General features: G+C 35.1%; 24 protein-coding genes. 2 read left to right on the top strand and 22 right to left on the bottom strand.

Going from position 1 to position 26841, the window contains the following annotated elements:
- Positions 1-95 precede the first annotated feature (95 nt).
- Together H8R24_RS04080 and H8R24_RS04075 are read left to right on the top strand one after the other, a co-directional pair.
- Positions 96-1166 (top strand): putative type IX sorting system protein PorV2, encoded by a 1071-nt coding sequence (locus tag H8R24_RS04080; protein ID WP_449404288.1) that lies wholly within the window; start codon positions 96-98, stop codon positions 1164-1166.
- 26 nt (positions 1167-1192) lie between these two features.
- Positions 1193-2344 (top strand): lipoprotein N-acyltransferase Lnb domain-containing protein, encoded by a 1152-nt coding sequence (locus tag H8R24_RS04075; protein WP_187017285.1) that lies wholly within the window; start codon positions 1193-1195, stop codon positions 2342-2344.
- A gap of 3 nt (positions 2345-2347) precedes the next feature.
- On the opposite strand, the gene H8R24_RS04070 is transcribed toward H8R24_RS04075, so the two are convergent.
- From H8R24_RS04070 to H8R24_RS03965, 22 genes are all read right to left on the bottom strand, one after another.
- A complete protein-coding gene (locus tag H8R24_RS04070) occupies positions 2348-3742 on the bottom strand; it encodes an exopolysaccharide biosynthesis polyprenyl glycosylphosphotransferase (protein WP_317172564.1) in 1395 nt (464 codons plus the stop codon).
- Between the two features lie 53 nt (positions 3743-3795).
- Positions 3796-5133: an O-antigen ligase family protein gene (locus H8R24_RS04065; protein ID WP_187017284.1), complete on the bottom strand. Its 1338-nt coding sequence runs from the start codon at positions 5131-5133 to the stop codon at positions 3796-3798.
- Complete coding sequence (locus H8R24_RS04060) at positions 5126-6217, bottom strand: glycosyltransferase family 4 protein (protein ID WP_187017283.1); 1092 nt, start codon at positions 6215-6217, stop codon at positions 5126-5128. Before H8R24_RS04060 ends, H8R24_RS04065 begins: the two co-directional genes overlap by 8 nt.
- The gene (locus H8R24_RS04055; protein ID WP_187017282.1) at positions 6217-7332 is read right to left on the bottom strand and encodes a glycosyltransferase; all 1116 of its coding nucleotides are present in this window, start codon (positions 7330-7332) and stop codon (positions 6217-6219) included. Before H8R24_RS04055 ends, H8R24_RS04060 begins: the two co-directional genes overlap by 1 nt.
- Positions 7333-7366: 34 nt before the next feature.
- Complete coding sequence (locus H8R24_RS04050; protein WP_187017281.1) at positions 7367-8320, bottom strand: hypothetical protein; 954 nt, start codon at positions 8318-8320, stop codon at positions 7367-7369.
- 27 nt (positions 8321-8347) lie between these two features.
- A complete protein-coding gene (locus H8R24_RS04045; RefSeq protein ID WP_187017280.1) occupies positions 8348-9340 on the bottom strand; it encodes a glycosyltransferase family 2 protein in 993 nt (330 codons plus the stop codon).
- Complete coding sequence (locus tag H8R24_RS04040; RefSeq protein ID WP_187017279.1) at positions 9337-10875, bottom strand: glycosyltransferase family 2 protein; 1539 nt, start codon at positions 10873-10875, stop codon at positions 9337-9339. The genes H8R24_RS04045 and H8R24_RS04040 overlap by 4 nt, the downstream gene beginning before the upstream one ends.
- A 3-nt stretch (positions 10876-10878) precedes the next feature.
- Positions 10879-12024, bottom strand: coding sequence for a glycosyltransferase family 4 protein (locus H8R24_RS04035; protein ID WP_187017278.1), 1146 nt, complete (start codon positions 12022-12024; stop codon positions 10879-10881).
- Positions 12021-12905, bottom strand: coding sequence for a hypothetical protein (locus tag H8R24_RS04030; RefSeq protein WP_187017277.1), 885 nt, complete (start codon positions 12903-12905; stop codon positions 12021-12023). The genes H8R24_RS04035 and H8R24_RS04030 overlap by 4 nt, the downstream gene beginning before the upstream one ends.
- Positions 12906-12926: 21 nt before the next feature.
- Positions 12927-14360, bottom strand: a complete 1434-nt coding sequence (locus tag H8R24_RS04025) for an MBOAT family O-acyltransferase (RefSeq protein WP_187017276.1) — start codon at positions 14358-14360, stop codon at positions 12927-12929.
- Positions 14361-14410: 50 nt separating this feature from the next.
- Entirely contained in the window at positions 14411-15499 is a 1089-nt protein-coding gene (locus H8R24_RS04020) for a glycosyltransferase family 4 protein (protein ID WP_187017275.1), read from the bottom strand.
- The gene (locus H8R24_RS04015; protein ID WP_187017274.1) at positions 15492-16886 is read right to left on the bottom strand and encodes a hypothetical protein; all 1395 of its coding nucleotides are present in this window, start codon (positions 16884-16886) and stop codon (positions 15492-15494) included. Before H8R24_RS04015 ends, H8R24_RS04020 begins: the two co-directional genes overlap by 8 nt.
- Positions 16887-16900: 14 nt before the next feature.
- The gene (gene neuC / locus H8R24_RS04010) at positions 16901-18022 is read right to left on the bottom strand and encodes a UDP-N-acetylglucosamine 2-epimerase (protein ID WP_187017273.1); all 1122 of its coding nucleotides are present in this window, start codon (positions 18020-18022) and stop codon (positions 16901-16903) included.
- A 415-nt stretch (positions 18023-18437) separates the two neighbouring features.
- The gene (locus H8R24_RS04005) at positions 18438-18779 is read right to left on the bottom strand and encodes a GIY-YIG nuclease family protein (protein ID WP_187017272.1); all 342 of its coding nucleotides are present in this window, start codon (positions 18777-18779) and stop codon (positions 18438-18440) included.
- Positions 18780-19343: 564 nt separating this feature from the next.
- Positions 19344-19685 carry a GIY-YIG nuclease family protein gene (locus H8R24_RS04000; protein WP_187017271.1) on the bottom strand — a complete coding sequence of 114 codons (342 nt, stop codon included), beginning with the start codon at positions 19683-19685 and terminating at the stop codon, positions 19344-19346.
- A 697-nt stretch (positions 19686-20382) separates the two neighbouring features.
- The gene (locus H8R24_RS03995) at positions 20383-21423 is read right to left on the bottom strand and encodes an N-acetylneuraminate synthase family protein (RefSeq protein ID WP_187017270.1); all 1041 of its coding nucleotides are present in this window, start codon (positions 21421-21423) and stop codon (positions 20383-20385) included.
- A gap of 10 nt (positions 21424-21433) precedes the next feature.
- Positions 21434-22105 carry an acylneuraminate cytidylyltransferase family protein gene (locus H8R24_RS03990; protein WP_187017269.1) on the bottom strand — a complete coding sequence of 224 codons (672 nt, stop codon included), beginning with the start codon at positions 22103-22105 and terminating at the stop codon, positions 21434-21436.
- Positions 22106-22146: 41 nt separating this feature from the next.
- Positions 22147-22797, bottom strand: a complete 651-nt coding sequence (locus H8R24_RS03985) for a methyltransferase domain-containing protein (RefSeq protein WP_187017268.1) — start codon at positions 22795-22797, stop codon at positions 22147-22149.
- On the bottom strand, positions 22784-23722 hold the full coding sequence (locus tag H8R24_RS03980) for a glycosyltransferase family 2 protein (RefSeq protein ID WP_187017267.1): 939 nt from the start codon (positions 23720-23722) through the stop codon (positions 22784-22786). Before H8R24_RS03980 ends, H8R24_RS03985 begins: the two co-directional genes overlap by 14 nt.
- A gap of 2 nt (positions 23723-23724) precedes the next feature.
- The gene (locus tag H8R24_RS03975; protein WP_187017266.1) at positions 23725-24735 is read right to left on the bottom strand and encodes a glycosyltransferase family A protein; all 1011 of its coding nucleotides are present in this window, start codon (positions 24733-24735) and stop codon (positions 23725-23727) included.
- Positions 24719-25867: a glycosyltransferase gene (locus H8R24_RS03970; protein ID WP_187017265.1), complete on the bottom strand. Its 1149-nt coding sequence runs from the start codon at positions 25865-25867 to the stop codon at positions 24719-24721. The genes H8R24_RS03975 and H8R24_RS03970 overlap by 17 nt, the downstream gene beginning before the upstream one ends.
- Before the next feature lie 3 nt (positions 25868-25870).
- Positions 25871-26809: a glycosyltransferase family 2 protein gene (locus tag H8R24_RS03965; RefSeq protein ID WP_187017264.1), complete on the bottom strand. Its 939-nt coding sequence runs from the start codon at positions 26807-26809 to the stop codon at positions 25871-25873.
- Positions 26810-26841 lie beyond the last annotated feature (32 nt).

The following is a 26841-nucleotide window of genomic DNA, read 5'->3' as shown; positions in this document are numbered from 1 at the left end:
ATCTTTATCATTTATTTGAACAAATGGTCAAATAAGCTCGTTAAAAAATTATATTTTTGATGCAATTTAAATGTTCTAAGTTAAAAATAAAAAGATTGAAAAAGCATCAATTTATTATTCTCTTACTAGTTTGCACTGTAAATTACGCACAAACTGTTAGAAAATATTCCAATGAGTTTATGAATATCGGCGTTGATGCTGCCGCTCTGGGTATGGCAAACACTGCTGTTGCATCGACAAATGATGTGAATTCGGTTTACTGGAACCCAGCGGGATTAGTACAACTAGAAGATACTCAAATTGGTTTGATGCATGCTAATTATTTTGCCAATATTGCGCAGTACGACTATATAGCATACGCCAAACCTATTGACGATCGTTCAGCTTTTGGGATTTCGTTGATTCGTTTTGGCGTTGATGATATCTTAAACACCACCGAATTAATAGACAGTCAAGGCAATATTGATTACAACCGCATCAGTTTATTTTCGACTGCTGATTACGGGTTTACTTTTTCGTATGCCCGCAAACTGCCTGTTCAAGGATTTCAATATGGTGTAAATGCCAAAATCATCAGACGTATCATCGGTAATTTTGCAGATTCTTGGGGCTTTGGTTTTGACGTAGGTTTACAGTACGAGCGCAACAATTGGAATTTTGGTTTGATGCTTCGAGACATCACCACGACTTATAATGTATGGAATATTAACGAAGATGAATATCAAAAAATTGCCGATGCTGTCCCTGGCCAAAACCAAGAATTACCTGAAAGCACTGAGATTACTGCACCAAAAGCACAGCTAGGACTTTCAAAAAAATTTATAATCCGATACGACTATAGCCTTTTGGCTGCAGCCAATTTAAACATGCGTTTTTCTAGAACAAATGACATTGTATCTTCTGATTTTGTAAGCATTGATCCAGCGCTAGGTTTTGAATTTGGATACACCAATCTGGTTTTCCTGAGAGCAGGTGTGGGTAACTTTCAAAATATCCAACAATTAGACAATACTAAAAAAGTGGGATTTCAGCCCAATATAGGCCTCGGTTTTAAATACAAAGGCATTCAAGTAGATTATGCTTTGACTGATTTAGGAGATCAAAGTGCCGCATTATATTCTAATATCTTTTCTTTAAAAGTAGATTTAGCCCTTTTTAGAAACTAATATTTCATCACTTTACCACCTCGATAATGAAAAATTCCCTTTTACAAAAAATAATTTTCAGCATCCTTTTCATAGCTGGAATCAACAATTCTTTTGCTCAATCAGCTATTTTATCGCAAGACGCTAAAGTTAGCGTCCTAACTTGTGGAACAGGAAATGAATCGTACTCACTATTTGGCCATACTGCGATCCGCATTACTGATGCTCCTAATTTTATAGATCTTGTATACAACTATGGCGCTTTTGACTTTAACACACCCAATTTTGTTGCTAAATTCACCAAAGGAGATCTACAATATTTTGCAGTAACCCATCCGTTTAACGATTTCATGAATGAATATCAATATGAAAGAAGGGCTGTTTATGAGCAGGAATTGAATATATCATTAGATAAAAAACAACAATTATTTGACAACCTCAACCAATCTGTATCATCTGGAGACAGCCATTACACTTATAAATTTATTGATAAAAACTGTACGTCTATGGTTGTAGACATCATCAACAAAACCTTAGGCACACAAGCAATTGTTAAAAAAACAGATACCGATATTACTTATCGCTCCATTCTATACCCCTATTTTGATAATCATTTCTATGAACAATTAGGAACAAGTATCATCTTTGGAACAAAAGTAGACGAATTAGGCACCCATATTTTTTTACCATTCGAGCTATTAAAAAGTTTAAAAATGGTTCAATTTCAAGGACAGCCATTAGCCAAAGAAAGCACAATATTACTCGCTACAAACGACGTTCCTGAAAACTCTTTATGGAACAACATATACAGTTATATTCTATTTTTATTATTAATTGTAAGCATCAATAAAAAAGTCCTACGCCAATTCTATTTTGTCACTATGGGAATATTGGGATTGTTCTTTATTTTTATTGGTTTTTACTCATCGCATCATGAATTAGCCTACAATTACAATGCGCTATTATTCAATCCTAGCTTATTAATTCTTGCCTTTTATTATTGGATAAAGAACAGTAAAATGATGCGAAATCTGGTGTATTTTAACATCGCTTCTTTGATTGTATATCTAGTTATAGTAGCCAATAAAGCCCATTTATTGATTGTACTTCCTTTGATCGCAACTAGTGCTTTTTTATTGATCAAAATCATTTTAAGAATACAGAAAAACAAAATGCACACGAACAAAATCCGGGCTTAAAAACTATTGCCCTCTGTAGAATAAAACAGTCGTAATTGTTTTAAGAGTAATGTTTAAATCCAGATAAAAACTACGATGCTTGATGTAGTATAAGTCATACTGTAGTTTGATTAAACTGTCGTCAATATTTTCACCGTAGGAGTATTTCACTTGTGCCCAACCTGTAAGTCCAGGTTTTATAATATGTCTGGTTTCGTAAAAAGGCATCATTCCCGCAATTTGTTTTACAATTTCGGGACGCTCAGGACGCGGTCCTATAACAGCCATTTCTCCTTTTAAGATATTGATAAATTGTGGCAATTCATCAATCCTTGTTTTTCGTAAAAAGGTACCAAAACGGGTTATTCGAACATCATTGCTAACCGCAAAAACAGCACCATTGCGCTCTGCATTTGCAACCATAGTCCTAAATTTCAAGATGCTGAACACTTGTCCATCCTTACCTATACGTTGCTGACTATAAAACAACTTTCCTTTATTACCAATGGCGTTACCAGCTACCAATAGCGGCAGCAGCAACAAGCCTACCCCTACACCAATCAAAGAAATCCCAACTTCTAAAATTCGAACAATAGACAAGTACAATTTATTATGATTGGAACGACTGAATGGAAAAAATCGATAAAAATCACGCGCCATAAACTGCACTGGAATTCTTTGTGTTTTACTCTCGTATACTTGGGTGTATTCCCGAATCACTTTTCCTGATTCTAAAAGCATTAATAACTGATGGTATAAGTCCGAGGTAATTCCTTGTGTGTTTTTGGAAGCAATAACAATCTCAGAAATTCCTTTTTCCTTTACAAAAAATTCTAAATCTTCTCTTTTAACATGCTGTACGTAATCATGTTGTGAGTAATCATCAATAATCGAGTCGGCATTGACGTAAGCAATAATTCGATAATGAGGATCAATATTCTCGAGACCTACAATCAACTCTTCAACCTCCTCCTTATCACAAATTAAAACTGCATTTTGAATAAAGCGCGTAGAGGCTAAAAACCGAACATAAAAAAGTCGCCAAAGGACCAAAATTAAGAAAAAGACTAGGAAGAAAACCAAAATTTGCAACCGATTAGAAGGCAGGACAGGAGAAATAAATGGAGTCAATAGATAGACTAAAACTGTTGTAGAAACTGTTAGTAAAATACTCTTTAAAACTAGGTATTCACTGCTTGCAACTTGAAGATTGTATAATTCGAAAATGATCCCAAAAACGTTGAGATATACAATCAAGAATAGTGTATATAAAGGATTATGAACAGAAAATTTAAGGTATTCCAATTCGAAAACACTCCCTGCCAGATACAAAGCCCCTAATACAAAAACCACATCAAAGAAATGAAGAATCATCTTTCGCTCTGATATTTCAAAATGCATTTTGTGTTTTGACATAATAATTGTGGTAATTGTCGCAATTTAGCGCAAAAAAAGTAACAAAGAAAACTATTCTAAGTCTCTTTTTTTGAATCTCCCAATTGCACCTGTAAAATAGACAAGGCGTATATAAATGCCGGAACAGCGGTTCGCATTGCTGCGTGATTAATGGTTAAAAACCAAAAGGTAACGAAACATAACAAATACATGTTAAACTTATTTTCGAGGTACAATACGAGCGGTGTCAAAAAAAGGATCAGCAATCCCAAAACTCCAAGTGTACCATGTTCCGCAAGCATGCGCGTAATCTCATCATGGGAAACGATAAAAACCCCGGTTTGTTGCTCTCTAATTTCAACCCCTTTACCAACACCAACACCTAGAAGAGGGTTATCGAGAAAAAGTTGTATTTCATTTTGAGCCACTTCTTCCCGTCCTGTAAACTGACTCTCCTTCGCACGACCAGCAGCATCTTGATTGGCATATCTTTTATTAATTAGTCCATTAGTTTGCAAAGAGGTATAGCTCCAAATAGCGGCTAGCATAATGAAAACCAATATAAAAATATAATTGAGTTTTATTTTACCCCCTTTATTAGATTTATAATACAAGAACAGCAGTAATAAAACAATCATTAAAAAACCGGTAATCATTCCTCCTCTTGAAAAAGTCACCATACCGCGATAGCCAATATTAAAAACCACAATCAAATTGATTAATAACACATACTTCGATTTGGACTCCAAGATAATTCTAGAAAAAAAGATAAAGACCCCTAAACCTAGAATAGTAGCCACTTGATTAGGTCCAAATCCTCCCGAAGTTTCAAAATTAGACTGTGTGCCCGTAACAACATCTTGTACATTGGGCGTATAAAAAATCAAATAAACGGTACAGGAAACAATAGGTAATCCAATCGATAACAAGATGTTATTCATTTGCCTCAAGCTAACCCTCCTTCTATACGTGTACAATGAAGCTAATGCCAAACAAATAGGACCGGAAATATTAAATACAATACTATTTCTTAAATTCGAGTCAAAATTAAGCACAAAAGTAGACAGGACCACGCCAGGAATCAGTAACAATATAAAGATCCAATAAGGAATCGCACCCTTAGAAATCCCACTGTAATACATACCCAGCAACACAAAGATCATTACCCCATACTTAGAAAATTCATAGGTAACATTACCACCTGTCATACGCAGCAACACTTCACTACCTACAACATAACCCGCAACAAGTAAAGCCTCGTTGTTCTTATTTTCGGTTTTTATCACATAATAAAGTCCCAGTATAATAGTAGAATACCCATAAATTTTTGACATAAAGGGAAAGAGGAATATCAACAAACCGATCCCAACATGGAATAAAATTACTTTAAGATAATTACTTTCTTCTTTATTCATTTTTAATCGTACGTTTTATCCAATTCATATAGTGTTCAACTACACTTTCCCCCGTGTATTTATCATTTATTGTTTGATACAACCTATTACCTAATTGTACTCTCAAGCTTTCGTCATTAATTAGCTTTACTAATGAATCCAAAAACAATTGCTCATTATCAAGAGCAATCACCAAGCCATTGACATCCTGAGTCACTACCGTGGCTACTTCACCAACATTTGTAACTACAACAGGTTTCTTAAATAATCCGTATTCTAATAGAGCAAGCGGTAAACCTTCGGACTGTGATGTAAGAATACCTATTGTAGATTGCTCCAAAACGGCAGCTATAGCTGTTATACTATCGTATAAATAAACCTGCTCACTTAATCCTTTGTCTGTAATTTGATTTTTTATTGTAGTAGCATATTCATCTTGAAAATCTTTCCCAACCAAGTGAAATGTCCAATCAGGATTCGTTTTGAGCAATTTCTCAGCCAGTCTCAAAACTAAAAAATGATTTTTTTGAAATCGCAAATTTGCCAAACATACAATTCGCTTGCCATCAATACCATGCAAAATTGTTGTTTTATTCTCGTTATTGTAATTTTGCTCGCTCACAAAATTGGGTAAATACAGACTATTACTAAAATGCAGTTCATTACTGGCCCAATTTTTTAGTTTTTGATTAACCACAATAACGCCTGCAAAAAAAGGCAAAATCGTTTTTAGTAACCAAACTGATCTTTTATCCAGAAACTCACTATTTCCATAGTGATCATGCCAGATCATTTTTACTGATGGACAAATTAACTTTAAAAGAAATGCAATAAAAAAAGAAGTACTGTGAGCATGAATTATTGCTACTTGATTTTTTAAAACAAATTTTCTCAATCGCCAAAGCGCCCAGAGATCAAAACTCGCCTTTTTATTCAAAAAAAGATAGTCAACTTTTTCATTCAGTTGCTCCTGCAACGCTCCCTCTTTACGACTCACTACTAATCCCGAAAAATCAATTTCGTCCGCTAGTGCGTTAGCATAGTTAACAGCCATCCTTTCTGCACCGCCAATTTCAAGAGAATCTATGATTTGAATAATACGCATTAGATCAATAGTTTTTTTATTTCCGTTTCAAAAAGGTCAAGCGTATACTGTTGAGACCAATCGAAGGCGCGTTTTTGCTTTATTTTATAGTCATTATTATTTTGTAAAATAGTGATCAATTTTTCGATATCATCATTTATGTTCATAGTCAACAACACTCCTCTACTTTCATAATCTAACATAAAGGGAACGCAAGAAACTGCAGTTGCAACAGGCACTGATCCCCAAAACATGGCCTCAGCAATTGCTTTTGGCCAACCTTCACTTTCAGAAGGCAGCAGTGTAAAATGACTTTGTTGGTATGCTTTTTTCAAAGCCTCTTTATCTTGATTCCCTTGTAGGGTAATAAATCTACTTAAACTATTTGCTGCAATATAGGCTTCTAAATTGTTTCTTTCAATACCATCACCATATAAATCCAAGCCAACATTGAACCCTTTACGTATTAAACCCTCTACTAAACGTATGGCATACAAAGGATTTTTTCCTTTCACCAAGGCACCAACAAACATAAATCTAATAGTTGAATCTAAATTTTTAACCACCAAATCCTTTTTTTCGTTTTCAAAATAACTGGCTGTAAAAAATGATTTGCAATTTTTAGTTTGCCCTTCCCATGTGCCGTAAATTAAAACCTGCATATTTCTAGTCAAAAAAGTATTTTGAAGTATTTTCTGCTGCAATTTATAAGTCCAAGGCTGCTTTGATTTCGGATCCCAATTCCCTGCGTACTTGGCTGTTTTCTTTTTGTTTGGAAATAAAATTTGAACAAAGCAAGCTAGTAATCCTATATTTCCAGGGCAACGAAGGTGAATATGATCTGCCTGACGCATGGATTTATATAATATCCACAGTATTTTTGGGATTTTAACAAAAGTACGCAAACTGCCTTTTAAACTTAAAACATCAAAATTTTCAATGCTTATAAACCGAATGTTTTGTTTCTCATAAGCCAAATGTATAGCTGTTTTCAAACTATTGTCAACTGGAGCTACAATAACTACATCATCAATATTTGGTGTCCAAATATTCATCTCTCGAACGTAAGGTGCGTAAGCAAAATAGTGATCACTTTCAATGATATGTGGAACATGAGTTAAGATTAAAAATCGCATATTTATGAACTTAAAAGGCGAACAGCAGTATTAACTATTCAACAAGAGAATTAATAATATAATGTGCCTGAGCCAATGGTGTGCAATAGGTGTCAAAGTATAATTTAGCTTTAGCGCCAATGACTTTATGAGCTTCAGGATTTTCAATTACATAATCCAGTACCTCTTTGTAGTGTGCTACAGCTGTAATTGAATAAATACCAGAACTATTCACAAAATCATTGGGCAATTGAACTTTAAAAGGAAACGACAAAACAAATAAACCTTGATTTAAATATTCGGCTAATCTCCAACTTATGGCACCACAAACAGCGGGATTATTTAAGGCTACCAATGATTTAGCATTCAATTTTGAAAATTTCATTGGCGAATACTTTTTACTATTAAGCTCATTATCATAACCATAATTAAAACCATCTGACCGAGGAACAAAACCTCCTTCAAATTTTATTCTGCTATCTGCTCTACAAAAACGAATAAACGCCGCTCTTATTTCATTAGTCTCCGATTCTTTTTTCCAAATATTTGACGAGAAAAAAATAAAATTTTCCTTTTCAAATCTAACTTTGTAATTTTCATACACTGGTCTTCGAACTAGTATATACAACTGTCTAACTACCTCTTTCAGTTTCAAAAAACGAAACAAGCCAATACCAAAAACACGACAATACAGCGTGACTATATTGACAGGATAATGAGGATATAAAGGTTTAACCTTAGGCTGCTCATAAGCAGCATGCCCCATTAACTTATTTGTAACAAAATACAAACTGCAAATATCATATAAATCTTGATGTACCCCTACAGGATCATCATTGTCAATCACTACAATTTTACCATCCATTCTAAAAACAAGGACTGGTTTATTATTATAACCAATAAAATTAATATCCATTTTAAAAATTAAAATACAGACCTGTTGTAATCCTAATAAATAATAGGAGGTATAGTAATTAGGAATATTTAGTAATTCTATCTTTTTCATCATATATCAGTGCAATCGCAAATAGAAAAATTATTTTGGTTTATTAATCAACAAACTCCACCAACCTACCGTTCTACCCAAGGCTTCGGTAAATGCTTCTTTTCTACTTGAACTTGTAATTACATTTGTAAAACGAATCACCGTTAATAAAATAGTAATGGCGTGCCATTTTAATTGATGTTTAAATATTGGGTTTGGATTTTTAGTACGCCATACATACCAGCCATTTCGTACCACCATTTTGCCATATAAGTACTGATTAGGTCTACCAGCGGCATCATGGTAGTGATTTAGTTTTGCTGCAGTATTCAAATATAATTTCCCTATTTTAGAAACTCTCAATGTAAAATCGGCGTCTTCATACAAACCATAACCTTCAAAATAAGTGGAAAACTGAAGGGTATTAAAAACTGTTTTCCTAAAAGACGAAACGCCTCCCATCAACATTTCTACAGGATATATTTTGCCGCTTGGAGGTAAAAACCCCACACTGCGTCCGTGCGAATACATGGATGAATATCCGGGCGGGCAATCACTATCGAGACCCAGTTTTTTGCGCATCACAAAACGACTACCGTCTTTTTGCTTCCAGCCATCAAAATAATATTCTTTAATTATTGGTTTATAATCATAGCCTACAAACTCACTTTTAGTTTCATTTATAATATAGCCTCCTACCCCTAGAGCTTCAGGATAATCACTATATGTTTTTAAAATTTGTTCAAAGTAATCGCTTTCTAAAACAGTGTCATCATCAAGAAAACAAACCACTTCTATCTCCTCACCCACACGTGCAACACCATAATTACGTTGCTTGGTTAAACCTCGTTCGTGGTCTAAAACCTTATAATATCTTATATTATCAATAACATGCATCTGCAAAATTGCCTTTGTAGCGTCATCCGTAGAACCATCAACAATTAAAATTTCGTCTGGATATACCGTTTGCTGCTGTACTGATAGTAATAATTTCAGCAAAGGTTCAGGACGCATATAGGTACAAATAATCAAAGAGAATTTCATACTGTAGTATTTAATTTACCTGCCCAATAGATACTGCGTTTCCATTGTTTTTTAAAATTTATGAAATAAGTAAATGGGTTTTTTATGGATTGGTGCTGGTAATACTTAAAAAATAAAATAGTCTTATAGCCTAAGTTTTGCTGTTTTGTTTTATGGTTAATTTGAAACAACATTACCGTAGGAGAGGGTTTTGGCTGAATTTCATCATGCTCCCAAGCTAGTTTGGGTTTGGTTCTAAAACCACCCATTGGCGCTTTTAAATGTAAAATTCGAGGTTCAGGCAAATACAACACATCAATACCTTGATTTCTAATTTGCATCCCGAAATCATTGTCTTCTCCATAACCAAATTCATAACCTTTTTGAAACGAAACTCCGTTTAGCAGTTCCTTTTTTACAAAACTATTTCCAGCTCCAAAAGTTTCAGCTTGCTTTACATTCGAAATCAAAACTGCTTCTCTATTTTGAGGATAGGCCACCGAAACTGCATAAGCTCCATACTGCGTCAGTTGTACAAAAACAGTTTCTATTAAAGTAGATTCAAAACGATTATCATCATCCGCTAGAAAAACCCATTCACTTTCTACCTCTTGCAATGCGAGATTTCTAGCATTACAAGCTCCTGCTTGATGCGTGAAAATATGTTTAATTTCAAAAGGCCAACTTTCCTTTATTAGATAATCTAAGTCGGAAACACTTTTATCAACTGGGTTTTGCTCTACAACAATGACCTTTTGCGGCAATACTGTTTGTTTTGCTAAATCCTTTAAAACATCGTGCAAGTATTTTTCCCTCCCTATAGTCGGGATAATAACATCAATGGTTTTCTGTTGTACAACATTCTCATTTGAGGCGACTTTTATATCCTCTAAATTAATCTTACTTGCTACTCTTCTTTTATAAAACAGCGAAAGAAAAAAAGGAAAAATCGGCAGCTTGTTTTCGTACCATAATAAATTAAGAAACAATAAAAAGACCCAACGCGTTTTATAATGTTGTTTTACAAATCGAAACAAAGTGAACATTGACGCTGTTACTTCCTTACTATTGTTTTGGTCGAATAGCAATCTAGGTTCTGAATAGCACAGCAAACCTTTTGGCATTGCTAACTTTGCTATCGAGCTCAAATAATAATCCAAATTATTTTGACAAGGAATACTTTCTAACTTGACAAGTACCGAAGCATGAATCATGCCCACAGCACTACTCATTTGCCAAGTAGGAAAACGCACTTTTTTATTGACATTCACAAATAATGACTCATCAATATACCCAATTTGTTCACTTATAAAAAAGCTGTTATTTGGGTTAAAAGAAAGCATTAATTTATTGTGGTGAAACAACTTGTTTACAACCTCAATATTCAAACCCTTCGCGTAATCTACGTGACACCATACTAAAACAACATCCGGATTCTTGGCCGCTATTTGTCGCAATCCGAAAGAGACCGAAACGGTAGCGTCAAAATCAATCAGTTCTCCTAATTCATTTTCGACCCTTGAAATGGCATTGTTAGTATGATATATAAAAATCAAATTTTATTGAATTACAGTTTTATAAAAATCCATGCTTTGCTTTGCTACAACTGCAATGCTAAATTTCGCTATTGCTTTTTCTCTGGCGGCTAAACCTAACTTTTGCTGTAAAGCTGCATTTTCTAATATCGAATTTATCTTAGCAGCATAAAGGGAGTGTTCTTTTGGGTGCACCAAAAATCCATTTATACCATCATCAATTACATCCGAAGCCCAGCCAATATTGGAAGATACTATTGGTTTTCTTAACGCCATTGCTTCTATCCACGAGACTGGTAAAGCCTCCGCAAACGAAGGAAAAACACAAACGGTTGCTGCATTTATATGCTGCTGAATTGCTGCATACGGTACCGCTCCAACATAATTGACACGCAATAAAGCTTCTGGCGTAAACAGCTCTTGCATCATTTCCCAAGTTGAAGCAGCACCCGAAATAATATCTGGCACATCTTTACCTACTATAACCAATTGTACAGTTGGATTTAGTGCGACCAATTCATTAAAAATGAATGGCAGTTCTAGCAGTCCTTTTTTTCGAATGAGACTTCCAAAATACAAAACAGTATTGGGTATAACAACGCTATCTTCGTTTTGATCAAACGAACTGACGTCAATCGAATTAGGGATGATAGTGAATTTTTTATTTAGCCCAAAAACAGCATTCGTTTGATCAGCGGTAAACTGACTAACAGAGAGTAACGCGTCAGCCTTTTGTAATGCCCGTTTTTCATGAAATTTATTTTTCCATTTTACCTTGCGATGGTCTAAATTACAGAAATAGGTATCTGAACCATTCAAACGAATCACTATCGGGCATTTTTTCGGGCTAATAAAAGAGGTGATTCCCGTCCAATCTGACGCTTCAACTAAATCGACTTGGTTGCTTTTATGCAATTGATTGATAATGCGTTCGATTTTTTTTCGAGTAAAAAACCAAGACAAGCCTTTAATTTTAATATTTTTTAAGCGTTGAATCACCACCTTTTCATCCTTAAAAACGGCATCTTGATCTTGTCCATACACTAAAACATGTACTTCACAACCAGCTGCAACAAGTCCTACCGCCAGGTTCTTGATGCTAGTACCTATCCCTCCTGAATTTCCAGTAAGAACATGCGGATATTCTGGTGTAAGAAAAGCTATTTTCATTTTTTTGATTTAAAAAAATCGTGTATAATAACATTTGTAAACAGGCGCGCGCCTTCATCATTCATGTGACCACAAGAAGAAAAATACTTGTTTTCTACCACTGCATTTTCGTAATTGTGAATTTCAGGATACGCTTTGTGTACTTTATCAAAATAATTCATTCCGGTAACATTTTCACACATAGGTGTCATGATGGCAATGAAATGAATATTATTGGCCCTGCATAAAGCTTTTATCTCTTCATAATATTTGTTGTGAGGCAACGGATTCAAATTGACAATATTGTTTTTCATATTCCCTTTGGTTTTCCCTAAAGAGTAATAGCCTTTGTTATTTAAAACTGACGTTTTTTCGTTGGTTGCCACTTTGAACATATCACGAAACCCTATCTTAGTTTCAAACTTCAAATACCTATAAAAAGGAATATAATAGAGCTCGTTGAAATCTTGTTCGTTTTCAAAATGTTTTCGTACGGTTTCTGAGCTATGTAAATACGGTAAGTATTTGGCTGAAACCCCCTCTGATTGCTGGTCATTTGATAGATTCAAATCGGCTTCAAGAATTACATTTTTGATTTGGTATTTTCGTTCGATCATCAATTTCAGGAGCAAATCCGCTTCAAATAAATGCCCGCCACTCATCCCGTAATTGAATGTTTTTAAGCCTTGTTTTTCGAACAAATCAGAAACAAAATGATTGTTGGCTCTTGACGAACCTAAAATTACCACATCATATTTACGAGCGTTTGAATTAAAAACATAATCGATTTTCCCTCTGTTTTTAGATTGTTTGTAAATGGTTGTAAAACCAAAGTCTAGCGCAATAGCAACAACTACAAGAACGATGCTTATTTTTAAAATAAAAAGTAAAAACTTTTTCATATCAATTAGTACTATATATTTTTAAAATTGGAAGTAGATAAATTCTTTGTAATCAGAGTAGGTTCCTAAGGCAATAATAGCAGCAATTGCTAAAGCGACCTTCAACCAACTGTTTTTACCCGAAAGTGGTTCTTCTTTGAATCGATAGTTCCATTCGACCACAACAAAAAGTGCAATCATCAACAGTAGTTCGTAATTGTAGCGTTCGTTAGTAAGGTATTGCGAACTAAAATTCCCCTCAGTGAATATTCTTTTGATGTACAAAACGGCATCTGTAATCGACTTCGCTCTAAAAAAGATCCAAGCCAAGCACGCTAATGCAAAAGTGTAAAAAATGTGCAGAATCTCTTTTGCGGAAGCGAAATTCCATTGCAACTGCACCATCTCCATATTCGAACGGTTTTTATTGAGTACTAAAAGCGGTAAGAAATACAAGGCGTTGATAAATCCCCAGGCCAGATACGTCCAATTAGCGCCATGCCAAAAACCACTGACTACAAAGATGATAAACACATTGCGTACTTGTTTCATTTTAGACCCTTTGCTCCCTCCCAACGGAATATATAAATAATCCCGAAACCAAGAGGACAAGGAAATGTGCCAACGACGCCAGAACTCGGCAATATCTCTCGAAAAATAAGGGTAATTAAAGTTCCGTAGTAAATCCATCCCGAATAACTTAGACATTCCCAATGCCATATCCGAATAGCCGGAGAAATCGCCATAAATCTGGAAGGCAAAATAAACCGCTCCCAACACTAAGGACCACGAATTCATCTGGGTATAATTGTCGAAAATAGCATTGGCATAGGTGGCACAAGTATCGGCAATAACCACTTTTTTTACCAGTCCCCATATAAATTGATACGCACCTTGCTTGGCTTTCTCATAGTCAAACGTTCTTTTTACCTTGACCTGCGGCAGTAAATGCGTCGCTCTCTCAATTGGCCCAGCAACTAAAAGCGGAAAATAACTCACAAATAAAGAGTAGTCCACAAAGTTGTATTCGGCTTTTATCCTTTTGTAATAAATGTCAATTACATACGATAGACCGTGAAAAGTATAAAATGAAATCCCCACAGGCAAGACGACGTCTAGCAAAAACGGACTTGTTTTAAGTCCGAAATCACTTAAAAGTGTCGCAAACGAACTCGCAAAAAAGTTATAGTATTTAAAAACCCCAAGAAACCCTAAATTGATTCCGATGCTCAACCAGAACCAGAATTTCCTAATTTTTTCGTTCTTGTTTTTTTCTATTTGGATTCCGGTATAATAATCCAGAAAAGTAGAAAAAACCAATAAAAATAAAAAACGCCAATCCCAGCAGGAATAGAAATAATAGCTCGCTAGAATTAAAAGTAGGTTTTGACTGCTTTTGTTTTTATTAAAAACAAACCAGTATAATACAAAAACGATGGGTAAAAAAACCGCGAAGGTTAGGGAGTTAAAAAACATAAGTTATAATAAATGAAAGGCGCAAATATACTATTTCAGGAGCGTTATACTTATTTTTGAGAGAGTAATTGCAGGTGATTTTCAACCATTTTATGGAGCGAGAAATCACTTAAATCAGCTGTAAAGGCATCCCTAGTGATAGCTGCTTTTGAACTTAAAATATTTTGAAGAATTGTTTTTAATCCTTCCACATCTTGTTCTTGAAACAAAAACCCGTTTTGATTGTCGATTACTAATCCCAAAACATTTCCTTGATTAGCAGTAGTTACCACTGGTAAATGAGAAAACAACCCCTCTAAAACCGCATAACCAAAAGTTTCTCCATGCGATGGATGTATTAAATAATCATAGTTGGCATACAACTCTTTGAGATTAGAAACACTCCCTTTAAAACTAAAATAATCTTGCAAATTGTATTCTTTAATACAGTTTTCTAGATGAGTTTGGTAATAACCTTCGCCATAAATAGCAATGGTAAAGTCAAATTTAACCTCATCATTCAATAATTTTACAGCCAAAATTAAATCTTGAATTCCCTTTTCTTTTCGCAAATGCGAGGCAACTACAAAACGATTATTTGTAACAAAACTGGTTTTTTGTTTAAAGTTGCCTTGTTGCAATCCGTTATAAACAAGCTTCGTTTTGGATTTTATTTGTTTCCCAAAATCCTGGATCATCGCGTGAACCGAAAAAGGAGACACCCCAATGAATTGATCGATATATCGAGAATACAGCAATCCTTTTAGTCTTTTTTCGACTTTCTTTTTTAACGGATACCCGTGCAACGGCCTAGGGTTATGATCGACTCCAATTACCTCAGCAGTCGATAACTGTTGTTTTATTTTTTTAAAAAACGGCGTACAAAATGCTACAAAATGGGTGATAATATGGGTGTAAGTAGGCTCGTGCTTTTTGCTGAAATCCAGAAAAAAAGCTTCGATACTTTGATTCCCGCTTGCATAAATAGTGAGCTTGTTATAGTCACCATGATCCGATTTGTTGGGAAAAAACCAATCTATTTGAATATTGTTCCGTTTACAACTGGCATCAAACTCCCAAAAGAAATAATCCATACCTCCTACACGTTCGGGAAGCAATTCATAATTACAAAGTATAGCAATTTTCTTTAAATTATCCATTGAGTTGTGCTAGAGATTGCGCAATACGCTTACTGGTTCCTTCAAGAGATGCGCTGATTTGCATGGCTACCAACCCTTTTCGTTGAAGGCTGCGACCAGCAGGATTTGCTAGTGCTTCATTTATTTGTTCAACTAATTCCTTTTCATCTTTAGCAATAGTAACTGCTCCACTATCAATCACTTTTTTATAATGATCGTAATTTAAAAATCGTTGATCATTGTACAACCCATTTTCAAGATTACCAAAAACAGTATTGATTACGGGTTTATCAAACAGCATAAAATCCAAACTCATAGTCGAGCACATATTCACATTGAGATCAGCATATTGCAATAGTGCGCGTAAATCTTTGATATCTTCTATAGACGGAATGCGTTGTGACCAGGCTTCTGCATGGTTTTCGCGAGTTAGAATCCACTTGGGGTTATTCCAACTAATTTCTGGAAATTCCGCTTTGATTGCAGCAAACCGAGTTGCTTCTTCGGCTGGAGAAGTACGAACTACAAGTTGACAATTCGTTATCTTACCAGCTCGAATCGCTTTAACTATCGCTTTAATAACTATTGGATCATTCCCTCCAATACTAGCATCTGCACAGCTGAAGCAAATAATTCTCTTATTTTTATCTAAATCAAAAAGGGTATAAAATTCATCTTTAGAACAACTATATTGCTCCATTGTATAGGGTTCAAACTGAGGTGTACCTACCACTTTTACTTTATCTGCAGTAACATTAGGGTAAAAATGCAACAACTCTTTTTTCATCAAATTACTCCAAACTAAAAAAGAATCAAAGGTTCCTAACATCCTTCCTTTTGAAGCCAAATTGTCCCAACTAAAAATAAAACTAGTTGTTGGAATTTTATGTTTGATAGCAGCATATAAAAAAGGAGCTAAATAAGGCGGTCTTTGGTGGGTAAAAAACAACTGTGTTGGTTCCTCCTTTGCTAACAAATGAATATACGATTGCGTTACTTCATGTTTTGAAAAACTAAAAAACTGTAATTTTTCGATTTGCTTAATACTCCAATCAGAGTGGATTACTCTGGTAACCGCATAAATACATTTTACTAAAATAGCTCTCAATGAATTCTCTTTAGGATAACCTGATTTCAATGTGTCGCTCATTCCATAAAAAGATTTAAATCTTTGCAAATGTGCCACTTCTTTCCATTTTCTAAAAAACCAAGTTAGCTTAGGCTCCTCAAAAACTGTTAATTCTCTTATAGCAACCGTTTCTATCAACTTTGTTGGGAAAGCACTAATAGGTAGGCCCGAATAAATAGTTACTGAATCAAATTCCTTAGTTGCGGCTGCAAGAAAGTCACTCATAATAAAATTACGAAAACCAACCCCATCAGTTATTACTATTCCTAGTTTTTTCATTTCTTTTGGAATTATTAGATTCCTCTAAATTGCTTTTGATGATTGATTGTCCAAAACGTTTCTTTTTCGATTACTTGTAAAAATAATGCGCTGCTGTTTCCAGAACCAAAATCAGGATTAACGACTACTGTTTGATGTTCGTCAATAGTTTTCAAAGCACTACTGATGCTCTTCACCGAATAATCTACATTAATAATATCAGCATGTACCGCACGGTTTTGTTGTCTTGTTCCAATATTGATGATGGGCAATCCGTAATACGGAGCTTCCCTGATTCCTGCACTACTATTGCCAATAATAAATTGTGCGTTTTTGAGTAAGGTTAAAAAATACTCAAAACGCAAAGAAGGAATAACTCTGAAACGGCTATTGTTTTTAAGTTTTTCAAAAGCCGAAATAATATATTTACTGCCCAAATCATTGTTGGGATAAACAACTACATAATTGTGATCATCGGTTAGCAAACAATTGACAAAATTATCTGTGTATTGTTCCATTTCATTTGCCTCGGTAGTTACGGGATGAAACATAACAATGGCAAATTTCTCAAAATCAATTTGATAATATTCTTTAGCAACTTCAAGGCTAGGCAAGGTATTCGAAAACATAATATCAATATCCGGAGAACCAATCGTAAAAACAGAGGAAGCAACTTCGCCCATTTGCAGCAGTCTTTTGGCCGCTTCCTCATTCGAAACAAAATGAATATGACTTAGCTTGCTCACACTATGCCTAATCAATTCATCTACAGTTCCTGATAATTCACCGCCTTCAATATGAGCCACTAATATATTATTCAAAGAACCTACAATGGCACCCGCCAGCGTCTCTACTCGGTCACCGTGCACCACGATTAAATCAGGATTTATTTTTTTAGAATAACTGGATAGCCCTTCAATAGTTTTCGCCAGCGTTAAGTCCATTGTGGCTTCGTCGGTATGGTTTTCAAACGTATAAATGTTTTTAAACTGACAGCGTTGGATTTCCAATAGTGTAAAACCGTATTCTTCCTGCATGTGCATACCGGTAACAAAAACAAAAACCTCAAAATTTGGATGTTGATCCAAAATAGAGATTAATGATTTTATTTTACTAAAATCAGCACGAGTGCCTGTTAAGAATATTATTTTTTTCATTAATTATTTTAAAATTCCTATTGTCAGGCGGAGGGGAGTCGAAGCTCTTGTCTATAAATACATGTTTTGTATTAAGATGATTCTCGACTCCGCTCGAATTGACAATTGTTATCTCATGTACTACTGTCAAGCTGAGCGGAGTCGAAACTCTTTTATCAAATCACGTTTCACCTAAACTAGATTCTCGACTCCGCTCGAATTGACAATCGTTGTTTCATGCACCACTGTCAGGCTGAGCGGAGTCGAAGCCTTTTTGTCAAATTACGTTTCATCTAAACTAGATTCTCGACTCCGTTGAATTGACAATTGTTATCTCATGCACCACTGTCAGGCTGAGCGGAGTCGAAGCCCTTTTATCAAATCACGTTTCACCTAAACTAAATTCTCGACTCCACTCGAATTGACATTTGTTGTTTCATGTACTACTGTCAAGCTGAGCGGAGTCAAAGCCTTTGTTTTTAGCATGTGAATCATTTTTACATTCTGATAAAAATGGTAGCAGATCATATTCTCCATTTATTAAGGCTTCTTTCTTAGCTCTGCTCCATTTTTTAATTTTCTTTTCAAAAACAATTGCTTGATTTGGATCTAGAAAATCTTGATACCACACTAATTCTACTGGTCTAAGTTTATAAGTGTACGCGTCAGGGTATTTGCCAGCATTGTGCTCCATCAGTCTCCTATCGACATTTGATGTAACGCCTACGTAATAGGAGCCGTCTTTACATTTTAACAAATAAACATAGTAAAACTTCATTTGAGTTCTTTTTTATTTTAGCTAGATTCTCGACTCCGCTCGAATTGACAATTGTTGTTTCATGTACCACTGTCAGGTTGAGCGGAGTCGAAGCCTTTTTATCAAATTACGTTTCATCTAAACTAGATTCTCGACTCCGCTCGAAGGGACAATTATTGTTTCATGCACCACTGTCAGGCTGAGCGGAGTCGAAGCCCTTTTATTAAATCATATTTTCATTTAACCAGATTCTCGACTCCGCTCGAAGGGACAATTATTGTTTCATGCACCACTGTCAGGCTGAGCGGAGTCGAAGCCCTTTTATCAAATCACGTTTCACCTAAACTAAATTCTCGACTCCGCTCGAATTGACAATTGTTGTTTCATGCACCATTGTCAGGGGGAACAGAGTCGAAACCCTTTTATCAAATCACGTTTCATCTAAACTAGATTCTCGACTCCGCTCGAATTGACAATCGTTATCTCATCTACCATTGTCAGGCAGAGCGGAGTCGAAGACCTTTTATCAAATCACGTTTCATCTAAACTAGATTCTCGACTCCGCTCGAATTGACAATCGTTGTTTCATGCACCACTGTCAGGCTGAGCGGAGTCGAAGCCTTTGTTTTTAGCATGTGAATCATTTTTACACTCTGATAAAAATGGTAGCAGATCATATTCTCCATTTATGAGCGCTTCTTTCTTAGCTCTGCTCCATTTTTTTATCTTCTTCTCAAAAACAATTGCTTGATTTGGATCTAGAAAATCTTGATACCACACTAATTCTACTGGTCTAAGTTTATAAGTGTACGCGTCAGGGTATTTGCCAGCATTGTGCTCCATCAGTCTCCTATCGACATTTGATGTAACGCCTACGTAATAGGAGCCGTCTTTACATTTTAACAAATAAACATAGTAAAACTTCATTTGAGTTCTTTTTTATTTTAGCTAGATTCTCGACTCCGCTCGAATTGACAATTGTTGTTTCACTTACGACTGTCAGGTTGAGCGGAGTCGAAGCCTTTGTTTATAAATACCTGTTTTATATTAAAATGATTCTCGACTCCGCTCGAATTGACAATCGTTGTTTCATGCACCACTGTCAGGGGGAACGGAGTCGAAACCCTTTTATTAAATCACGTTTCATGTAAACAAGATTCTCGACTCCGCTCGACTTGACATCGTATTTCTCATCAACTTCCCAATTGTCAGGTTGAGCGGAGTCGAAACCCTTTTACAATCATAACCCTAATAAACAACATTATCGACTCCGCTCGAGTTGACAATTGTTGTTTCATGCACCACTGTCAAGCTGAGCGGAGTCGAAACTCTTTTACAATCATAACCCTAATAAACAACATTCTCGACTCCGCTCGAATTGACAAACAATATTTCTCATAAACCTCTTAATTGTCAAGCTGAGCGGAGTCGAAGCCCTTTTATCAAATCACGTTTTGTGTTAAAGTGATTCTCGACTCCGCTCGAATTGACAATTGTTGTTTCATGCACGATTGTCAGGCTGAGCGGAGTCGAAGCCCTTTTGTGAAATTACTTTTTATCTAAACTAGATTCTCGACTCAGCTCTAATTGACAAACGATATTTTTCGGCGGAGTCGAAACCCATTTACTCAATATCCTCCAATCTCAATTGTTCATCATTCTTTATATCCCTAAAAGCAATTTTACCAATCAACTCATTAAATCGTTCGGCTAAAACTTCACCCGTTCCGGGGCGTTTTACCCAAATATTATCCATGGTAAAAGCTTCTCCCTTTTTTATTGGCTTAATTGTACACACGGTTGCAAAAGCAAAATCTATAGTGACTTGTTCTTCTTTGGCTGGTTCTTTAGTGCCACCTCGCATTTGCCAGATTTCATTAGAACTTACAATTAAATCCTTTGTTGCCTTCTCGTCCATACTACACACAATATCTGGTCCTGTGCGTTGCATGGTATCTGTAAAATGACGCTCTAAAATACTTGCGCCCAAAGCTACTGCACCCAAACAGGCATTGTTATTTAAAGTATGATCTGACAAACCAAAAACCTTATCCGGGAATGATTCGTGCAGTTGTGTCATAGCGCCAAAACGAACCAAATGAATAGGCGTAGGATATAAATTGGTGGTATGCAATAGCGCTACTGGAACTTTGTGTTTGTCAAAAATGGCAACTGCCTTTGCCACACTTTCTATGGTATTCATACCTGTACTCAAGATAACGGGCTTGCCAAACGAAGCAATGTGTTCTAGCAAAGGATAGTTATTACATTCTCCAGAACCTATTTTATAAGCCGGTACATTAAATTTTTCTAATCTGTTTGCCGCCGCTCTTGAAAATGGTGTTGAAATAAAGATCATGCCTTTAGTTTCGACATATTCTTTTAAGCTTAATTCGTCTGCTTCATTTAAAGAACAGCGCTCCATGATTTCGTATATCGAAACATCTGCATTGCCTGGAATAACTTTTTTGGCAGCACCACTCATTTCATCTGTTACAATATGGGTTTGGTGTTTTACTACCTCCACTCCTGCTCGATGAGCGGCATCAACCATTTGTTTGGCAACTGCCAAAGAACCTTCATGATTAATTCCAATTTCGGCTATTACTAAAGGCGGAAAATCGGGCCCTATTTTTCGGCCTGCTATTTCTATATAGGTATTCATAATTGTGTTATCAATTAGTTTTTAGGAATTTTTGAAATAAATATTCTGCGTAGTCAAAATCATCTTGGGCATCAATGTCCACAGTAGCAAAAATATGATTTACAAGATAAGGAAAACTACTTTCATTCATAATTTCGCCCTTTACAATTTGTTGTGCTTCACAAATATACAACAGCCCATTTTCAAAATAAAGCGGGGCTAAATCCTGAGAACGCTGACCAGCTTTGTAATTCATTGGAATAAAACGGTCCTCTACAATATTCCCTAGTTTATGCTCATTGCGACTTACCGTAAATAAGCTACTCGACTGATTGTTGCTGAATGTAGCAAAGGCTTCTTTCAATAAATTTTCGGGACGTAATGGATTTGTTGGTTGCAATACGATGACATTTGCAACCTCATGCTCAATGGACTCTAAAACATGTTGCAAGGCAGTTATTGTAGGTTCTAAATCTCCCGCAATATTAACCGGCCTGTCGATTACTCGAACTCCTTGCTCTAGTGCTATTTTCTTGATCAAAGGATCATCGGTACTTACATATATTTCATCTACAATTTCCTGATTTTTTTTTGCGTAAGCGATAGAATGAACTAAAAGTGGCAACCCTCCCAATAGCATAATGTTTTTGTTTGGTAAGCGATTGGAACCACCTCGTGCTGGTACAATGACAATGTTTTTCATATCACTTCTATTTAAAATTAAAACCGCTTTTCACAACATCCTTATTTTTTTATTGCAAAATAAGCTTGCGTATGACCGCGTGATTCGGCTCTTTGTAAAACAAATAGTTGCAATATAAGGTAACGCGCTACATCTTTTAAATAATTAAAACGAATACGAAATTTTGGAGCTATTAATTTTCCAATGGTTGCCATTTCGATAATTTCGAAGCCGTTGTTTTCTAAATGAAATTTTACAATATGTGGCAAGGGAACATAAACATGGTGTTCTACTAAATGTTTCTCTTGAAAAGCATAGAGCGCATTTTTGAATAACAGTGAGAACTTACTTGCTGCGCTTAACGGATTTGGGGTAGTAATAGCTATGAACCCTCCTGTTTCAATATGGTTAGCAATGTTCCTAATACCTACTTCTGGATTTGATAAATGTTCTAAAACCTCCAAAAAAATGACAAACCCAGGCTTGTTGGCTGTTATAGCTGCTGGATTATTGAGATCCCAAATGACAGATGCATCAATTTTCCTGATATAATCAAAGGGTTGCCAGTCCAGTTGAAATTCCTGTGCTATAGGCTGAAACCAGCCAAAGCCAGCGCCAATATCACTTACTGTTTTATTTGGCATTTGAGTAACAACTTGCTTTAATTTTGTCTCAGCCCACTGACCGCGATCTAAGTTTTTATAGTTTATCATCCGTAATTTTTTCGTGGCTTGGTTGCCAATATATTTTTGTTGGGCTTAATTTTGAATACACTTCCCATTCTTTGGGAGACAATCTCTTGCCCTGTTTAAAGAGTTTAGGGAAATTTACAATTAAATCCTTGAATGCTAATAGCAACACCAACAGTACATTTAATTCTCCTTTGAATACTTTTCGTTTAAACTGCATCCAGATTGAATAACTAAATTTTCGTGGCACTAAATGCAATGGAATAAACATAAAAAGCAAATACCAACCCGAGCGTAAAGAGCGTCTTAAACGCAAATTATGATCCAAATCGTTCCTTCGGGCTTTGACATTTGCACGATGTTGTACTAAAACTTGAGGCACATAATCAACAGACCAATTGTTCTTAAACAATTCATAAGAAGCAAAATCCTCTTCGCCGTAAAACTCGAACCATTCTGGGTAATTTGCAATACTACGCCATGCCTCCATACGCCACACATGTCCGCAACCTACAAAACTTTGCACTACCTGATCTTTTTCGTTTGTGCTGGTCGTAATAGGTGCTTCGAGCCCCCAAAAGATGCGAAACGCAAGTAAACCGGACGCTGGATTGGTATCGAAATATGCGCTAATTATTGGTAATGGTTTTTGGGTAATAAAATGGGCATCGTCATCCAAAGAAATAGCGAATGGTGTTGTGACTAAATCAAGTAATCTATTCCGACTATATATTAATCCTTTACTTTCTTTGTTTTGAATTAATTGAATAAAAGGATATTGTTTTGCAATAAAATCATGGCTTCCGTCAGTCGAGCCATCATCACAAATTATATAGTTCACTTGATCATAGCTAAACAAATCGGTACATTTAGCTAAAGTAATCCTAAGATCATGAACCCTATTTTTTGTGGTTATTAAAATCGTAAAAGAAGGTTTTATCGACTCCATTTTTAATACCTTTTAATCATGTGTTTTGGTAATTTTTTACAACGTAAAAAAAGTGTATTCAGCCAACCAAACGATAAAAATTTTACAAACAATCTGTTTTTAACAAAATACACGACTGTATTAATGGGTTTTCTTTTTGAGAAATTGATGGTAGGAAAATCTACTTTTAGCTCATTTTTTGCAGGTACGACCATCCAATCTTCATGCACATTACCCATGTGAAAGGCATAATTATCCTGAGTTGTTAAACGCCAATAATCTTTTTCTAAAGGTAATTTATCCAGATAGCCTTCGCTGTCTCCTCCCATTTTGTAACCTATATAACTCACTATATTTTCAAAAACATCTTTTTTATAAGTCGCTACAAAATGTCCTGATCCAATCAATACTTTCAGATCTGGATTAATGGTTAATGACAAATTGTATTTTAAGTAATCTTGATTATAATTTCTATCCCATCCTATACTGTGATAAAAACGAATTAAGGCTTCTTGATTTTTAACGGGACTAAAGCACATTTTACCATTGAACAAATTAGCCAATAACACATTACCGCAATGGCCTTCATACATTTTAAATTGAGGCGCTATACCCACTACGCCCGCTTGCGGTACCTGATTGAAAATCTTTGTCGTTTCACTTTGCCAACTATTTAAAAACAAAACATCGGCATCTGCAATTGTGACTAATGGAATTGCATTGCCTGCAATTCCTTTTAAAACAGCATTTAGTTTGCCAATATTCTCGGTATGTATCAATTCCTGAATTAGCTTTTGTTCGTATAATTCATTGAGATATATTTTTACGTCATCACAACTCCCATTATTAACAATACTAATGCATGTTTTAGCGTGTACCGTTGCCACTAACGAATTGATGCATAATTGTAAGATCCTAAAACTATCTTTAAAATAATCTTCTTGATGCGGTATATACACCGGAATAACCACCTGATGTAGATAATCTGGTGCACTTAACAATTGATCTTTATGTGGGTTATGACCGACTCTCATTTACAATTTTTCGATACAAATTATTAACTTTTATATTATTAATAGCATAATCCAAACGTAGTTTGGCAATATTTTCATTGAAAGCATATGCTTTAGCAATTAATGACTTATTATTCAAAGCCTTACATATAATAGAATATATTTCGTTGTTACACTCGGGATCATTAATTAAAAAACCGTTTATACCATCAGCTATAATTTCAGCGGTTGCGTTTCCTGGATTAGACTGAATAGGGAAAGCTCCCATGACAATAGCCTCTAAAAGAGTATTAGGTATACCATCTGAAATACTGTTGCCAATATATAAAAGGGATTGCCCCATTAATTGAAGTAATTCCTGTTGAGATAACTCGTTACGTGTGAAAAATTTAAAAGGCAATTTTTTATTTTCGATAAAAGAGCACACTTCTTGGTGAGACCCAAATATTACGATTTCATATTCTGGATAAGTTAACTGTATCTTTTCCATTTCTTGTACAACAATTAAAGCTCTTCCAAAAATATGTTGGTACCCTTTTATTAAAATTATTTTTCGCTCTGCAATTTCCTTTTTATGCTTCGCCAAAGATTCAACCATATATCCAGTTCCTCCGGGGATTACCTCATTAAGATATCCAGAAAAACCTAATCCAACTGCTAGTTTACAGTCACGTTCACAATCCGCTTGCAGGTAATCAACCCTCTGCAACACCTTTCTTAATTTCGCATTATGCCTGCTTAAATCTTTGTAATAATATAGGTCATTTCCCCAGCACGAATAGATCCATTTTAAATTAGGAAATTTCTTCATTGTCCTCAAAATTGGATACGAACAATTTTGCATTTCAAAACTGTGAACGACATCAGGATTAATTTCTTCTATTATTTGCTTTAATTTTTCGTCAATAGTAACTTCAAGCAAAGGCTGGATAATATTAAAAACTGTGGACATTTTTTTTTTCAAAAAATATTCCCCTTTTATATATGGCATTTTTCGTTCTTTCCATTTGGCATATTGCTTCACTCTGGGGAAAGTTTGTAATTCCCCTCTATCCAAAACATCAAACCAATATAAATCATGTTCAGAGTCTTTTAAATTCTCGATCCATCGAACAAAATGAATTGAATTCATCGAAACAAAAAGTATCTTCATTTGCTACAACAATTTATAACCTTTATTAAATATACGGAACACCAAAAAACCAAATAAGGTTTTAAAAACACCTAAAAAATCAAACAAATATAATTGTGAAAATAGAAGACCTTTTAAATAATACAAGTTATGTTCGTCACGCCTAACCATTGCTTCCCGAAATAAATACTTATAACGATCTTTTATATACACCTGAACAATTGAAAGATCAATTTGATTATTGTTTTTTATTATTTGAGAATGTTTATGCCTAGCTCTAAACTCCGACTTAACTTCATCTATATCTAGCTTTTTAATTTGTTGCGACAATGATCTACTGTGAACTCTATACTTAATAAGTACTTCATCTAGATAAGTGATTTTAGGCTTTTGATATATCATTCTTAAATTAAAATCCCAATCGTCTAAATTTCTTATGGTTTCATCAAATAATTCAATTTGATTTGCAAGAAATTTTTTTGTCCACATTGGCGGCGAAACATAAAACTGTACTTTTCCAATTAAATAATCTTGAATCAAATTTTCAGAGTAGATATTATTTATTTTGTCCCAACACCCTGATTCCGCATCAAAATACTCTAGTTTACAAACACTTACATCTGCCCCCAAAGACAAGGAATTCAATTGCTTTTCTAAGCAAGTAGGACACATCAAATCATCACTATCAAACCAATTAATGTAAATTCCTTTCGACAGCTTGTATCCATAGTTTCTGCAAGAATTGGCTCCTTTAGGTCTTTCTATCGGCCTAGAATAATATCTAAAGCGAGAATCCAGTTCTACATACCTACTGATTACAGAAAATGAATCATCGTTGCTATGATCGTCAATAATGATACATTCCCAATTTGAGTATGTTTGATCCACAATACTATCTAATGTATCGCCTATTAAATCCGCTCTATTATAAGTGGGAATAATTACAGAAATTAAAGGATTCATCGATTATTAATTTTCATTATAATTTTATTAAA

Source organism: Flavobacterium muglaense (genome assembly GCF_014305155.1).
GTDB classification, from domain to species: Bacteria; Bacteroidota; Bacteroidia; order Flavobacteriales; family Flavobacteriaceae; genus Flavobacterium; species Flavobacterium muglaense.
The sequence above is the reverse complement of the archived record's forward strand: the minus strand, read 5'-3'. Positions and strand labels throughout refer to the sequence as shown.